The sequence below is a fragment of the Bradyrhizobium sp. dw_78 genome (assembly GCF_018449525.1).
Taxonomy (GTDB): Bacteria; Pseudomonadota; Alphaproteobacteria; order Rhizobiales; family Xanthobacteraceae; genus Bradyrhizobium.
In genome coordinates, this window is record NZ_JAAVUS010000010.1 from 147891 (window position 1) to 162230 (window position 14340).

General features: G+C 62.4%; 10 protein-coding genes, 1 tRNA gene and 1 riboswitch. Of the genes, 5 read left to right on the forward strand and 6 right to left on the reverse strand.

Annotated elements, in window-relative coordinates:
• Nucleotides 1-189: 189 nt before the first annotated feature.
• Nucleotides 190-388, forward strand: a riboswitch (cobalamin riboswitch).
• 257 nt (nucleotides 389-645) lie between these two features.
• Both HB630_RS24090 and HB630_RS24095 read left to right on the forward strand, forming a co-directional pair.
• Nucleotides 646-2802 carry a TonB-dependent receptor gene (locus HB630_RS24090; protein ID WP_346656128.1) on the forward strand — a complete coding sequence of 719 codons (2157 nt, stop codon included), beginning with the start codon at nucleotides 646-648 and terminating at the stop codon, nucleotides 2800-2802.
• A gap of 2 nt (nucleotides 2803-2804) precedes the next feature.
• The gene (locus HB630_RS24095) at nucleotides 2805-4265 is read left to right on the forward strand and encodes a PepSY domain-containing protein (RefSeq protein WP_213775196.1); all 1461 of its coding nucleotides are present in this window, start codon (nucleotides 2805-2807) and stop codon (nucleotides 4263-4265) included.
• A gap of 594 nt (nucleotides 4266-4859) precedes the next feature.
• Here the strand turns inward: HB630_RS24095 and HB630_RS24100 are convergent.
• Both HB630_RS24100 and lipA read right to left on the reverse strand, forming a co-directional pair.
• Nucleotides 4860-5330, reverse strand: a complete 471-nt coding sequence (locus HB630_RS24100) for an SRPBCC family protein (RefSeq protein ID WP_213775197.1) — start codon at nucleotides 5328-5330, stop codon at nucleotides 4860-4862.
• Nucleotides 5331-5339: 9 nt separating this feature from the next.
• Nucleotides 5340-6299 (reverse strand): lipoyl synthase, encoded by a 960-nt coding sequence (gene lipA / locus HB630_RS24105; RefSeq protein ID WP_213775198.1) that lies wholly within the window; start codon nucleotides 6297-6299, stop codon nucleotides 5340-5342.
• Between the two features lie 132 nt (nucleotides 6300-6431).
• Between lipA and HB630_RS24110 the strand changes: the two genes are divergently transcribed.
• The gene (locus HB630_RS24110; RefSeq protein ID WP_213775199.1) at nucleotides 6432-7058 is read left to right on the forward strand and encodes a DNA-3-methyladenine glycosylase; all 627 of its coding nucleotides are present in this window, start codon (nucleotides 6432-6434) and stop codon (nucleotides 7056-7058) included.
• 26 nt (nucleotides 7059-7084) lie between these two features.
• On the opposite strand, the gene HB630_RS24115 is transcribed toward HB630_RS24110, so the two are convergent.
• The 4 genes from HB630_RS24115 to HB630_RS24130 form a co-directional block, all read right to left on the reverse strand.
• The gene (locus tag HB630_RS24115; protein ID WP_213775200.1) at nucleotides 7085-9955 is read right to left on the reverse strand and encodes a valine--tRNA ligase; all 2871 of its coding nucleotides are present in this window, start codon (nucleotides 9953-9955) and stop codon (nucleotides 7085-7087) included.
• Between the two features lie 237 nt (nucleotides 9956-10192).
• Nucleotides 10193-10993 carry a DUF2497 domain-containing protein gene (locus HB630_RS24120; RefSeq protein WP_213775201.1) on the reverse strand — a complete coding sequence of 267 codons (801 nt, stop codon included), beginning with the start codon at nucleotides 10991-10993 and terminating at the stop codon, nucleotides 10193-10195.
• Between the two features lie 531 nt (nucleotides 10994-11524).
• Nucleotides 11525-12931, reverse strand: a complete 1407-nt coding sequence (locus tag HB630_RS24125; protein ID WP_213775218.1) for a TolC family outer membrane protein — start codon at nucleotides 12929-12931, stop codon at nucleotides 11525-11527.
• Between the two features lie 200 nt (nucleotides 12932-13131).
• A complete protein-coding gene (locus HB630_RS24130; protein WP_213775202.1) occupies nucleotides 13132-13794 on the reverse strand; it encodes a protein-L-isoaspartate O-methyltransferase in 663 nt (220 codons plus the stop codon).
• Between the two features lie 85 nt (nucleotides 13795-13879).
• Between HB630_RS24130 and HB630_RS24135 the strand changes: the two genes are divergently transcribed.
• Nucleotides 13880-14065: a hypothetical protein gene (locus tag HB630_RS24135; protein ID WP_213775203.1), complete on the forward strand. Its 186-nt coding sequence runs from the start codon at nucleotides 13880-13882 to the stop codon at nucleotides 14063-14065.
• A 119-nt stretch (nucleotides 14066-14184) separates the two neighbouring features.
• A tRNA-Asn gene (locus tag HB630_RS24140) sits at nucleotides 14185-14259 on the forward strand.
• Nucleotides 14260-14340: the final 81 nt, after the last annotated feature.

Below are 14340 nucleotides of genomic sequence, written 5' to 3' on the forward strand. Positions count from 1 at the left end.
CGGCGCGTGAACTCCTCATGCCCGCCGCACCTCGCAGTGGGCGATCGACAAAGCGCTATCATTTCTTTCCGCTGCTCAACCTAAATTTCCTGCATCGGTTCAATGCGGTTGGCGTGCTCGCTCGCGACAGGCGAGCGCTTCGGCGAGGATGGCAGTCAACGACAGGATTGACACCGACTTTGACAAACTTCTATCGTCATCGGTGACGGTTCCCTTCACGGGGATCAAAAGGGAATGCGGTGCGGGAATTTTCCCAATGCCGTAGCTGCCCCCGCAACTGTAAGCGGCGAATCTTTCGTCATCAGCCACTGGGAATCTCGGTCCTGGGAAGGCGACGGAAGGTAGCGACCCGCGAGCCAGGAGACCTGCCGTCAGCCGTGGTCACACGCGAAGATGTCGGTCGGGGAGTACAGACATTGTCTTCATCTGGCGTCGCGGCAAAGCGCGCCTGGGTGAGACCTCGTTCGCTGTGACGTGCCACTGACGTCATGCCGAGGTCCACTCGTGTCCTATATCATCCCTGTCGCAAGGCGGCATCGCGCTGCCGTGCTCGCTTTCAAATACCTCCTTCCAGCCCTGCTGCTCCCGTTTTGCCCTGCCAAGGCCCAGCAGTCTGATTCGTCTTCGCCTCATGCCTTGCCGCCGGTGAGCGTTGGTCCGCCCCAGAACCGTCTGGCGAAGCCCAAGCGCCTCGATCGCGAGCGTTCAACCGCGGCGGCGCGACCGCAGCCGAACCGGGCCGCGGCGGCGCGCAGCGCAACGGCGCCGGTCGCAACATCTTCCCCCTCGCCTTCGGCCCTGAACCTGAACCGGCAGAACGCGAGCGGCAGCCGTCTTGGTCTCACGCCGCTGCAAACGCCCGCCAGCGTCGAGACGATCACGGCGCAGACCATCGAAGAACGTGGCCAGCATAATCTGACCGATGCGGTCGTCCAAAATGCGGTCGGATTTACCGCAAGCCCCGCCCCCGGCAATGGCGGACTGTCCTTCGCGACGCGCGGCTTCACCGGCAGCAATTCGGTGATGACGCTCTATGACGGCACGCGCCTCTATGTCGGCGCCGGCACCGTGACCTTTCCATTCGATACATGGTCGGCGGAGCGCATCGAGGTCCTGCGCGGGCCGGCTTCGGTGCTGTATGGTGAAGGCGCCATCGGCGGCATCATCAACGTGATCCCGAAAAAGCCGATCACAACGCCCTATAATGATGCCGAAATGTCGTTCGACACCAATGGAACGCGACGCGTTGCGGTGGACAGCGGCGGCCCGATCAATCCCAACGTCTCCTATCGCATCAACGCCACCGGCAACATGTCGAACGGCTGGGTCGACGGCGACAAGACCTCGAATCTGGCGGTCTCCGCCGCGGTGCGGGTCCAGGCCGCCGACAATCTCGCTTTCACGCTCTCGAACGATTACGGCGATCGCAGCCCGTCGCGTTATTTCGGCACACCCTTGATCAACGGGGCGATCGACGACGCGCTGCGATTCAAGAACTACAATGCACTGGATAGCGCGATCCACTACCAGGACAACTGGACCCAGTTCAAAACCGAATGGGACGTGACCGACGGCATCACCGTTCACGACACGCTTTACTACCTGACCAGCCAGCGACACTGGCGCGACATCGAGAGCTACAGCTTCAATCCCGCGACCCAGTTGATCGACCGCGCCAACTATATCGAGATTTTCCACGACGAGAATCAGGTCGGCAACCGGATGGACACGACGTTCAAAGGCCATGTGCTGGGCTTTGAAAACGAGTTCGTCTCCGGCTTCGATGTCAACCGGATCGATTTTACCCACATCAACAATTCGCCCTATGGCGGTGCCTCTTCGGTGAGCCCCTTTGCGGTCGATACCGGATGGGGGTCGTTCTCGGCCACGACGACGCCAACAACGCCCGGTTTCAACGCGATCGTCGATCAATATGCGCTGTTCGCCGAAGACCGGCTGTCTCTGACCGATCAACTGTCTTTCGTGAGCGGTGTGCGGCTCGATCGGCCATCCGTTGACCGCACCGACGACAAGACGCCCTCGAACAGTTTCGATACCACCTTGTCGGGCACGAGCTGGCGCACCGGCCTGGTCTATACGCCGATCAAGGACCTCGCCTTTTACGGGCAATATGCGACGGCGGTCGATCCCGTCACCAATCTGATCTCGCTCTCCACCACCCAGAAAAACTTCCAGCTTGCCACCGGCAAGCAAACCGAAATCGGCGTCAAACAGTCGTTCTGGGGCGGCCGTGGCGAATGGACGCTGGCGGGCTATCAGATCGTCAAGAACAACCTTTTGGTCCCGGACCCCAATAATCCGGCCGGTCCGGCGCTGCAAATCGGCCAGCAATCATCGCGGGGGGTCGAGACCTCGATCGGCCTGGCGCTGAATGGCAGCTGGCGCGTGGATGCCAATCTCGCGCTGTTGCAGGCCAGGTACGACAATTTCAGCCAGGTGGTGAGCGGCCAGCCCGTCAGCTACGCTGGCAACATTCCCATCAATGTGCCGGAGCAGGTATCGAATGTCTGGCTGACCTGGGACTTCGCCCCGAACTGGTCCGCCTATGGCGGCGTGCAGATCGTGGGCCGCAGCTTTGCAGACAACGCCAACACCCAGGCTCTCCCGGCCTACACGGTCGTCAATGGCGGCCTGCGCTGGAAGCCGGACGAGCGGACCACGTTCGCGTTGCGAATCTACAATCTGTTCGACACGGTCTATGCGACATCGGCGCCCTATTCCGGACAATGGTTGCTGGGCATGCCGCGCACGGCGGAAGTGTCGATGAACGTGAAGTTCTGACCATGCGCCGCGCATTGATCCGGCGAGGACGGCGATGGCTTTACGTCATCCATCGCTGGATCGGCATCGTGACCTGCCTGCTGTTCGCGATGTGGTTCGTCTCGGGCATCGTCATGATGTATGTGGCGTTCCCGCAACTCACCAACCGCGAGCGCGTGATGGCGCTGCCTGCGATCGCCTGGGACCGCGTGCTCGTGACGCCGGATCGCGCCATGACAAGCGCCGGTGTCGCCAGCTACCCGCGCGATCTGCGCCTCATGATGCTGGACGACATCCCGGTCTACCGGCTCGTGGAATGGAATGGCGCGCATAAAACCATATCGGCAATGGACGGGCGCCTGATCGACGGCATCACGTCCGAACAGGCGCTGGCGATCGCAAGCCATCATCCGGGCGCGGTGCATCCGCAGATGATCGGCACGATCACCCGCGATCAATGGAGCGTGACGGCGCGCTACGATTCGCTCCGGCCACTGTTTCTGGTGTCGCTCGGAGATCGGGAGGGAACCGAGTTGTACATCTCGGCACGGACCGGCGAACTCGCACTCGACACCACACGACGTGAGCGGATCTGGAATTGGCTTGGCTCGATCCCGCACTGGATCTATCCGACCGTCCTCCGCCGGGACGGCGCAGCCTGGCGGCAGGTGGTGCTCTGGATATCCGGAATCTGCATCGTGGTGGCAGTGACCGGATTCTGGATCGGCATTCTGCGGCTGCGATGGCGCCGGCGTTATGCTCGGGGCACCGTCACGCCCTATCGCGGCTGGATGGCCTGGCATCACATCGCCGGTTTGATCGGCGGAATCTTCGTCCTGACCTGGATATTCAGCGGCTGGCTGTCGCTCAATCCGGGTGAATATTTTGCGGCCCGAGGTCCGACTGAGAACATGGCCGTCCGCTATGCCGGACATGAAGCGCCGCGGATCATCGCTTCCTTCCGATCGACGCCGCCGCCGGGCGCGGTCGAAGCTCGCTTTGTCTGGATCGGCGGCCGTCCGCTGATGATGCTCACCGATCGCGAAGGCCACCAGACCGCGGCGGGCCCCGAGAATGGCGTCGCGACAATGCTTTCCGACGATGAGATTTTCGCAGCCGCGCGCCGGCTATTGCCGGACGCCGCCATGACCACCCATCTGCGCCTTCAAGAGTTCGACGCCTATTGGTATTCGCATCACAACGAACGCGCGCTCCCGGTGTTGCGGGTGGGCTTCGACGACGCGGCCAGGAGCTGGTTTTACATCGATCCGCGCAACGGCGACGTTCTCGGACGAATCGATGACAGCCGGCGGACCTATCGCTGGCTGTTCAACGCCCTGCACAGCCTCGATTTTCCACTGCTGCTGCGCTACCGCCCGGCATGGGACATCGTGATGTGGCTGCTCTCGCTGACTGGCATGATCGTGTCCGCCAGCGGCATCGTGATCGGTTGGCGGCGCTTGCGCCTCACGCAAAATTCCTAAAGCGCTTCGAGCTGATTTGGGTCGTCCACCCCTCGGACGAAAAATATTCCGCTTCTCAACCGGCGCAAATCAGGTGCTATCCCGCATCGTTCCCTGCCCTTTGGAGGGGCGTTTCGCGATCGTCACGAACGTTGGGCGGGGAATGCGATGGACGCGGAGCGCCGCAAGACGAACGGCGCCCAGCGGACGGCGAAGTCGTGTGGTCCTGGCACCTCGACGCTGGTGTCAAGTTGGCGATGATGCCAGCGCACACCAGTGACGATGCTTCGCATCGCACTAAAGTGATGTCGCTTCGCATCACGCCGGCGACGGTGGCAACAAAGCCCGATCACCGGGGAGAGCACGAAGGAAGCCGTTAAAACCATTGTGCAGGAAACGCCGGGTGTTCCGGTAAACCTGTGGTGGATAACTCGTGTGCTTTTTTATTTTGCACGCGAGGCCGCGGGTGCGGCGGGCACCCGGCGTTTCCTGCGCCCTCCCTGTTAGAGGACGTGATCCGTGCAACAACTCGGGTGCGAACCGCGCCGCGAGAACGCGAAGTCGCATCCCGCCGTTGTTTGACAATTGAATCGGAACAACGACGCCATGCGCCGTCTACGCCGGCGCGCTGCCGGGCTTTCCATAGACCGCATCGGCACGCTTCTCGAATGCGGCGGCAAACCGCTGGAACGCGGCGTCGAACATCGAGCCCATCAGCAGGGCCAGCATCCGGCTCTTGAATTCGTACGAAATGAAAAAGCCGACATCGCAGTCGGTTTCCGACCTCGGTTCGAACGTCCAGCGGTTCTCGAGACTGCTGAACGGCCCCCTGAGATATTCGACCAGGATCTTCAGATTGGGACGATCCAGCGTCACCTGGCTGGTGAAGGATTCGCGCACCAGCTTGAACGAGACCGTCATGTCGGCGATCACGATTTCGGTGCCGTCGGATTTTGGCGTCCGCTCGCGGATCTTGAGCGACTGGCACAGCGGCACGAATTCGGGATAGCGCTCGACGTCGGCCACCAGATCGAACATCTGGAGCGCGCTGTGGTGAACCCGGCGCTTACTGGAAAATCTGGGCATTGGATTCGCTCAGCGGGAGAGCGCCGCTCGCGCTGCCTTCAGTTTGGCAAAATCATCGCCGGCGTGGTGCGACGAGCGCGTCAGCGGACTCGCCGACACCATCAGGAACCCCTTGGTATAAGCGACCTTCTCGTAACCGGAGAATTCGTCCGGTGGCACATAGCGCATGACCGCCTGATGCTTGCGGGTCGGCTGCAGATATTGCCCGATGGTGAGAAAATCGACATCGGCGGTGCGCAGATCGTCCATCACCTGCAACACTTCGTGACGCTCCTCGCCAAGCCCGACCATGATGCCGGACTTGGTGAAGATCGTGGGATCGATCTCCTTCACCCGCTGCAACAGCCGGATCGAATGGAAATAGCGCGCGCCGGGACGCACGGTGAGATAGCGCGACGGCACGGTCTCGAGATTGTGGTTGAACACGTCGGGCTTCGCGGCCACGACGACCTCAAGCGCGCCCTCCTTGCGCAGGAAGTCCGGGGTGAGGATTTCGATGGTCGTATTCGGGCAACGGGCGCGGATCGCGCGGATGGTCTGCGCGAAATGCTCGGCGCCGCCGTCGGCCAGATCGTCACGGTCGACCGAGGTGATGACGATATGGGCGAGCCCGAGCTTGAAGGTCGCTTCGGCAATGTGTTCCGGCTCGCTGGCATCAAGCGCGCCGGGCATGCCGGTCTTGACGTTGCAGAAGGCGCAGGCCCGGGTGCAGGTATCGCCCATGATCATGAAGGTGGCGTGCTTCTTGTCCCAGCACTCGCCGATGTTCGGGCAGCCGGCTTCCTCGCACACCGTGACGAGGCCGTTTTCCCTGACGATGTTGCGGGTGTCGGCATAGCCGCGCGCGCTCGGCGCGCGAACCCGGATCCAGTCCGGCTTCGGCGGCGACAGGGAATCCGGCCGGTTGACCTTTTCAGGGTGACGCGGGCGCAGCGGCGTGGCGGAAACGGTATCGATGAGGACGACCATGCAATGTCCATGAAATGCGGCAGCTGATTAGGTAATCCGTCTGACGGACGCCCGCAACCGGCTCGCCGAACCTAGCAGAACATGCCACACTTAGGCAGATTTCCTGCCGATGTCCGGTTGATTCACCTCAAAATGGCTCAAAATCCCAGGCCGGCCGATACGACTTCGCTTCACCCGGCTGCACTTCCCTTGGGCAAGCCGCTGAAGCGCGCGTTTTTCGACCGCAGCGTGCATGAGGTCGCCCCCGAGCTGATCGGCGCGACGATGCTGTTCAACGGCGCCGGCGGCCTGATCGTCGAGGTCGAGGCCTATCATCACACCGATCCGGCCGCCCATTCCTTCCGCGGGCCGACGCCGCGCAACAGGGTCATGTTCGGACCGCCCGGCTTTACCTATGTCTATCGCTCCTACGGCATTCACTGGTGCGTGAATTTCGTCTGCGAACCGGAAGGATCCGCCAGCGCGGTGCTGATCCGCGCCCTGCAACCGACCCACGGCATTCCGGCGATGCGCCGGCGCCGCGGCCAAGAGGATGAACGATCGCTGTGTTCGGGGCCCGGCAAACTGTGCGAGGCGCTCGGCATTACCGTCAAGCACAGCGGATTGCCGCTCGATGCGCCGCCATTCGCGCTGCATGCGCGCGCTGGCAACGTCGATGTCGTCGCCGGCGTGCGGATCGGGATCACCAAGGCGGCCGATCTGCCGTGGCGCTATGGGCTCAAAGGTTCGAAATTCGTCAGCAAGCCGTTTCCGGCCTGAACGATGCAGTCGGACCGCAGCGTCATTCAGGTCGCGTGCTTCAGCCGCTCCATCGCCTCGAGGATCTTGGCCCGGCGCGCCATCGCCGCTTCGCGCTTTTCCTTTTCCTCCTCGACGATCTCCTCCGCCGCGTTGGCGACGAATTTTTCGTTCGAGAGCTTGGCGTCGGCGCGCTTGATGTCGGCGTCGGCCTTGGCGAGTTCCTTTTCCAGCCGCGCCTGTTCGGCCGTGAAATCGATCACGCCTTTCAGCGGCAGCGCCGCGAGCTCGCCGCGCACCAGCAATTGGACCGCGCCCTGCGGCGCGGAATCGGCAAACGAAATCTCCGACAGCCGCGCCATCCGCTTGACCACGTCGTTCCAGCGCCGCGCGCGATCCTTGGTCTCCACTGATGCCGCGGCAAGCACCAGCGGCGTCAGGGTTGCCGGCGGAATATTCATTTCCGCACGCACCGAACGGATTGCGGTCACGAGGTCGACCACCCAGCCGATCTCGGCTTCCGCCGCCGGATCGCTGAAGTCTTCGGCGGTCGGCATCAGCAGGATCGGCGGAACAAGCGGATCGTTCGGGCCCGTCATCGACGATATCAGGGCCAGTTGATCCGGCGTCAGTTCAACCGTCTGGCGCGGCCACGGGGCCAGGGTCAGGACCTGATCGCGCCTGGCCGTCACCGCCCAGAGTTCTTCGGTGATGAACGGCATGAACGGATGCAGCAATTTGAGGATCTCGTCGCGCGCCCATGCCACCATCGCCCGGGTCTCGGTCTTGGCGGCTCCCTCTGCGCCCAGCAATACCGGCTTGGCGAGTTCGAGATACCAGTCGCAATAGACGTTCCAGACGAAGCGGTAGATCGCGCCTGCGGCGTCGTTGAAACGATAGGCTTCCAGCGCTTCCGTCACCTCGCGCGCCGCCTGCACCGTCTCGTGCGCGATCCAGCGGTTCAGCGTTTCCTTTGCTTGCGTGGCGTCGAAACCGGCCGGCTGCACGCACCCGTTCATTTCCGCGAAACGACAGGCATTCCACAGCTTGGTCGCGAAATTGCGATAGCCCTCGACCCGGCTTGCGGCGAGCTTGATGTCGCGGCCTTGCGCCGCCATCGCCGCCAGCGTGAAACGCAGCGCGTCGGCGCCATATTCGTCGATCAGATGCAGGGGATCGATGACATTGCCCTTCGACTTCGACATCTTGGCGCCCTTCTCGTCGCGGACGAGGGCGTGGATGTAGACAGTCGAAAACGGAACCTCCTTCATGAAGTGGAGGCCCATCATCATCATTCGGGCCACCCAGAAGAAGATGATGTCGAACCCGGTGACGAGGACATCGGTCGGATAATATCGCGCCACGTCCTTGTTATCGTCGGGCCAGCCAAGCGTCGAGAACGGCCACAGCGCGGACGAGAACCAGGTGTCGAGGACATCTTCGTCGCGGGTGATGAAACCTTCGCGCTTGGCGCGGTCGAGCGCCATCTCCCGCCCCTGCTCCGGCGTGATGACCTCCTGCTCGACGTAATAGCCGAGCGCGTTGCCGACGGCTTCCTCTTCGGTTTCCGCGACAAAGACCTTGCCGTCCGGCCCATACCACGCGGGAATCTGATGCCCCCACCAGAGCTGGCGCGAGATGCACCAGGGCTGGATGTTCTCCATCCACTCGAAGTAGGTCTTCTCCCAGTTCTTCGGCACGAACGCCGTCGCGCCGCTACGCACCGCTGATATCGCCGGCTGCGCCAGCGTCTTGGCGTCGACATACCACTGGTCGGTGAGATAGGGCTCGATCACAACGCCGGACCGGTCGCCATGCGGCACCATATGCGTGTTGGGCTCGATCCGTTCCAGGAAGCCGAAATCCTCCAGCCGCGATACGATCTTCTTGCGCGCGGCGAAGCGTTCGACGCCGTTCAATTCCTCCGCAAGCTGCGACGAGCCCTCGGGCAACCCGCGCAAATAATCCTCGTTGCCGACGAGCGCGAGACAGCCTTCCTGATCGAGCACGCTGATCTGCGGCAGATTGTGCCGCCGGCCGACCTCGAAATCGTTGAAGTCGTGCGCGGGCGTGATCTTCACCGCACCGGAGCCTTTCTCGGGATCGGAATATTCGTCGGCGACGATCGGAAGCCGGCGCCCGACCAGCGGCAGGATGACGTGCTTGCCGACCAGCTTGGCGTAGCGCTCATCGCCCGGATGCACCGCAACCGCGCTGTCGCCGAGCATGGTCTCGGGCCGTGTCGTCGCGACCACGATAAAGGTCGCGGGATCGTCCGGATTGAAGGTTTTGCCTTCGATCGGGTAGCGCAGGTACCACAGGCTGCCCTTGACCTCGACCTGCTGCACTTCGAGATCGGAAATCGCCGTCAGCAATTTCGGATCCCAGTTCACCAGCCGCTTGTCTTTGTAGATCAGCCCTTCGCGATGCAGTTCAACGAACACTTTGACAACGGCGCGCGACAGGCCCTCGTCCATCGTAAAACGCTCGCGCGACCAGTCGCAGGACGCGCCAAGCCGCTTCAACTGGTTGACGATGACGCCGCCGCTTTCGGCCTTCCACTGCCAGACCCGCTCGAGGAATTTGGCGCGGCCCATATCGCGCCGGCCCGGCTCCCGGCGTTCCGTCAATTGCCGCTCGACCACCATCTGGGTCGCGATACCGGCGTGATCGGTGCCGGGCTGCCACAAGACGTCGCGGCCCCGCATCCGCTCGAAACGGCACAGCACATCCTGCAAGGTATTGTTGAGCGCGTGCCCCATATGCAGCGAGCCGGTCACGTTCGGCGGCGGAATCACGATCGTGAACGGCACGGCGTCGCGGCGCTCGGGGCGCCCGGCCTTGAACGCCCCGGCCTCCTCCCAGAGGCGGGACATGCGGCCTTCGATGTCGGCGGGCTGGTAGTTCTTTTCGATCATGGCGGAACCATAACATCACGATCCGACCAAACTGGATCAGATCACGACCTTATCTCTTTGTTTGAGTGCGATCTTTCGGAAAACCGGGTCCCGGTTTTCCGGATCGCGCTCTGGGGGTTCGGAACCGGCTAGAAACCTGCCGGAACGGGCCGAGTCAACACGGCAGGCACGCCGAAATACAGATAAGGCCCGATGTAGTGGCTGAATGCGGCTGGGGACAGGTCCGCCCCCGCGAAACTAGCGGCCGCGCGAAACCCGCTCGATTTCCGCCTTGACGATGCGTTCCACCAATCCCGGCAGATTATCGTCGAGCCAGGATTTCAGCATCGGCCGCAGCATTTCCTTGACGAGGTCTTCCAGCGTCCGCGCATTGTTGCTCAACACGGTATTGGCGAGGCTGTTAAACGCGGATTCAACGGCCGAGACCGTCGAATGCGACAGGATCTGCTGCGATGGCGACGGAGCCGGGCTGCTTTCGATCGGCGGCGGCTCATACACGGGCGGCCGATAGGCCGTTTTGGCGGCTGCGGCTTCAGCGAATTCAAGATCGTCTTCCGGCTCGACCTTCTGGAACGAAGTCCGCGGCGGATTTGGCAGCGCCATCTCGTCGGTCAATTCGAACACTTCGGCCTCCGGCTGGGATGGCCGTATCTCGGCCTCGGTCGTTGCTTCATCAAGTCCCGACAGCAACGCGTCGATGTCATCCTGGCTGTTGGACACGACGGGAGCCGGGGCCGGCGCGGGCTTTGGCGGGGCCGGCGGTGGTGGAGGCGCGGCAGCTGCCGGCGCGGCTTTCGCGGGGGTTGCCTTCGCCGCGGGAATGTTTGATGGCGGAATACCGTTCATCGCAGGCTTGGCTGGCGGCGCCGCGACAGCAACAGGCTTGTCCGGCTTCGCCGGAGGAGCTGGAGCTGGCGGCGGCGGGCTCGGCGCTTTCTCGGCCGCCGCCGGCTTGGCTTCATCGTCGGCGATGATACGCCGGATCGACGCCAGAATCTCCTCCATCGAGGGCTCTTGGACCTTTGCAGGCTGCGTCATCTCCGACTCCACATCATCAACGCCTTCGCATGCGTTTTACCACCAAGCACGACAGGATTTGCCTGTTCCAGAATTGCGGGCCGGGATTTTCATCGCACGAGCCCGACTTGTCCCCAGATCAAGCGACGTTCGAGACCTCGCGCTGCCCTGCCCCCCGCTCAAGGCATCGAAGCGTCGCAGGCCAAGGAACATCAGATGCGGCGCGAATCGTTCTGCTGCCTCTGGAAACGGTACGTCAGGGCAACAAAAGATTGCAAGCAGACGCCTCGCGCGCTTCGGGAAAGCACGCGGCGGAAGCCAAGCATGATCAAGAACCACATGATCCCGAACTAAGAGCCGCGTCAGCGCGATACACAATCCGGCCCGTGGAAAAGATCCCGTCCAAACCAAAGGATGGAGCAACGAGTCCGCTTCAGCGAGGCTGCGACAAATTCTGCGATCGCACCGCGATCATCGGATCGATAAATGGCAAAAGCCCGGTTCTGATTTAATCAGAACCGGGCTTCAAGATCGGAAATCTCGATCAGGCGTTCAGCGGCCGTCGGGCGTCCGCAGACCGAACCAGCTGTCACGTACCTGCTGGTAATGCACGCTCGGATCGTAGGTCGTAGTCGGCAGCTTGAGCACCTGCGGCGACAAGCGGCCGACCGCAGCCAATACAGCGTAGGATGCGACAACGCGATCATGCTGCGCGGTGACAAGCGCGACGCGGGCGTTGACCAATGCCTGTTGGGCATTGAGGACGTCAAGCGTGGTTCGCTGCCCGGCCTTGGCCTCCTCGCGCACGCCGTTGAGCGCGATCTCGGATGCCGTCACCTGTGCCTGCGCGGAAGCCACCTGCGCCTTGCCGGCCACCAGCTGGCCCCACGCGGTGACCGTGTTGGCGCGGGTCTGGTCGCGGGTCTGTTCCAGGACCAGACGCTGCTGCGCCAGATTTTCCTTGGACTGGCGGATCAGCGAGTATTCGGCACCACCCTGATATACCGGGATCGACAATTGGGCGATCGCCGAGGCGCCGAACGAGCGGTAGGTCGTCAGTTGTTCTTCGTAGGACTGTTGGACCGCCAATTGCGCGGTAACCGTGGGCAGCAGCGCGCCTTCGTTGATCTTGACCTGGAGAAAATTGACGTCGATGCCGAACATCGCGGCGGTGACGTTTGGATTTTCCATCAGGCTGAGTTCGATCGCAGCAGGCAAGGCGGCCGGCAGGAAGCGATCCACCGGGGAGCCCGGCGCAAGGGCTTCCGGCTCGTTACCGATGATGCGGCGAAAATTCGAACGCGTCGTCGTCAGTTGGGACTCCGCAGCCAGCTGCTGCGTCCTTCCGGCGGCAAGCTGCGCTTCGGATTGCGCGACGTCGGTGCGCGTCACCTCGCCGACGTTGAAGCGATCCTGCGTCTGCTTCAACGTCTGTTCGAGCACGCGCGTGTTGCTACGCTGCACCTCGACGATCGCAGCATCGCGCAGGTAGTCCATGTAGATCGTCGCCGCGGAGAGCAGAACCGACTCTTCGAGCACGCGCAGGCCTTCACGGGCGCCCGAAACCTGACTTTCGGCCGCACGGGTTTTGTTGGCGGTTTGATTGCCATTATACAATGTCTGCGTCGCGGTAATGCCGGCGGCGCGCGGCGCATCGACGCCGTGAAACTCGCTTTTGACGAGGTCGGTGGCGGTCCCGCCCTGCGTGCTGTTGAAGTCGGTATATTGAACGCCTGCGCTAGCGGTTATCGCCACCTTGGGCCGATAACCGGATAGCGCCTGCGGCACGTTCTCGTCGATCGACCGGACCGAGGAACGCTGCGCATTGAGCTGCGGGTTATTTTGATAAGCCCGAACCAGCGCCGCCTCAATCGTATCGGCAAGCACGGGCGCCGGGCCCGTCCACGCCAATAGAAGGACCGCAGCCGCAGCTCCGGTAACGACCTTCACACCACCCATTCCAGGTAATCCATTCATTTTTTCCGCCGATTCGAATGACTGAATCGACGCCGCCTCTTTGTGAGTCACCAACATATGCTGGGTGCGGGCGAGACGGAACCACCCGGCCAAGAAACCCAGTGGAAACTCTTCAGATGGGGCAATCCGGCCACACTTCTGATTCAGAACGGGATTTTAACAGGCGCCAAGCGCCCGGCCTGCTAGAAAACGAAGGCGGGCAGCCGTTCCAGACCCGGCAAAATCGGAGCTGAGGCGTCAAAAAGCGGCCGGTGCCCGAAATCATCATGGGACCGGGTCACGATCGCGGCCCGTGGCGGCTGCGTGATAGCAAAGACGCCGACCAGCCGCCCGCCTTCCTTGAGCTGCCGGAACAGCCCGTCCGGTATGATTTCGGTCGCACCGTTGAGGACGATCACGTCATAGGGCGCATTTGCCATGTCACCGGCGGCCGCTGCCGCGACCTGAACCGTCACACCGAGCCCAAGTTCCGCCAAGACCGCCTTGGCCTTGCTCGCCAGCGCCGGATCGCTTTCGGTCGCCGTCACCTGGCCTGCGAATTTGGCGACCACGGCAGCCACGTAGCCGGTTGCGCAACCGACCACCAGAACCTTGTCGGCGCCTTTAATATCGGCTGCCTGCAACATCCGCGCGGTTACCGCAGTCTTGAGCAGGAAACGCTTGGCCTGTTCCCCCCCGCTGACGTCGAGATCGAGGTCCATATAGGCCAGCGCGCGCTGATTCTGCGGCACGAAAGCCTCGCGGGGCACTTCGAGCATCGCGTCGATAATCCTGATGTCGGTGACGTCGCTCGGACGCACCTGACAATCGACCATTTTTTGACGAGCGGCCGAAAAAGCGGACATGGACGGACCCCAGAATCGAGCGGACATCGCCGCGGAAAAGCTCAAGACCGGTGATCTTTTGATACAATGAACGCCAAAACGCAACATGGCGATTGACGCCCGGCGACGGCCTTTCGCCCCTGCCCTGCGCTTTCGGCGCGAGCACGGCCGATTCGATGGTAATAGCCAGCCGCCCGATCGGCATCGCCGGTTGATCCCGATCATCTTCGAGGATCCGGTGCGACCGGACCTGGGCGGCGGATGCGGCGATCCGGCGGTTGATGCGGGGTAACGCGCCGGATCATGGAAAAACCCGGGTGCGCAAGCCGCGACCGCAGCCGCCATTTCGTCCTTTGCAAGCCCGGATGGCTTTGTTATACGCACGGCCGGCGAGCGGTTGTCTCGCCCTATTCCTCGGTAGCTCAGCGGTAGAGCATTCGACTGTTAATCGAATGGTCGCTGGTTCGAATCCAGCCCGGGGAGCCACTTCGGTACAAAACTGCGAACTTCTGACCCCGAAGTTTCCACTCCCCTCTTTCCCCCAGACCCTACGAGCGTCTGGAAGAG

What these genes read in the sequence shown, in the direction of transcription:
- HB630_RS24095 (WP_213775196.1), top strand. Translation starts at nt 2,805, where the DNA reads ATGCGCCGCGCATTGATCCGGCGAGGACGGCGATGGCTTTACGTCATC.
- HB630_RS24100 (WP_213775197.1), bottom strand. Translation starts at nt 5,330, where the DNA reads ATGCCCAGATTTTCCAGTAAGCGCCGGGTTCACCACAGCGCGCTCCAG.
- lipA (WP_213775198.1), bottom strand. Translation starts at nt 6,299, where the DNA reads ATGGTCGTCCTCATCGATACCGTTTCCGCCACGCCGCTGCGCCCGCGT.
- HB630_RS24110 (WP_213775199.1), top strand. Translation starts at nt 6,432, where the DNA reads ATGGCTCAAAATCCCAGGCCGGCCGATACGACTTCGCTTCACCCGGCT.
- HB630_RS24115 (WP_213775200.1), bottom strand. Translation starts at nt 9,955, where the DNA reads ATGATCGAAAAGAACTACCAGCCCGCCGACATCGAAGGCCGCATGTCC.
- HB630_RS24120 (WP_213775201.1), bottom strand. Translation starts at nt 10,993, where the DNA reads ATGACGCAGCCTGCAAAGGTCCAAGAGCCCTCGATGGAGGAGATTCTG.
- HB630_RS24125 (WP_213775218.1), bottom strand. Translation starts at nt 12,931, where the DNA reads ATGGGTGGTGTGAAGGTCGTTACCGGAGCTGCGGCTGCGGTCCTTCTA.
- HB630_RS24130 (WP_213775202.1), bottom strand. Translation starts at nt 13,794, where the DNA reads ATGTCCGCTTTTTCGGCCGCTCGTCAAAAAATGGTCGATTGTCAGGTG.
- HB630_RS24135 (WP_213775203.1), top strand. Translation starts at nt 13,880, where the DNA reads ATGGCGATTGACGCCCGGCGACGGCCTTTCGCCCCTGCCCTGCGCTTT.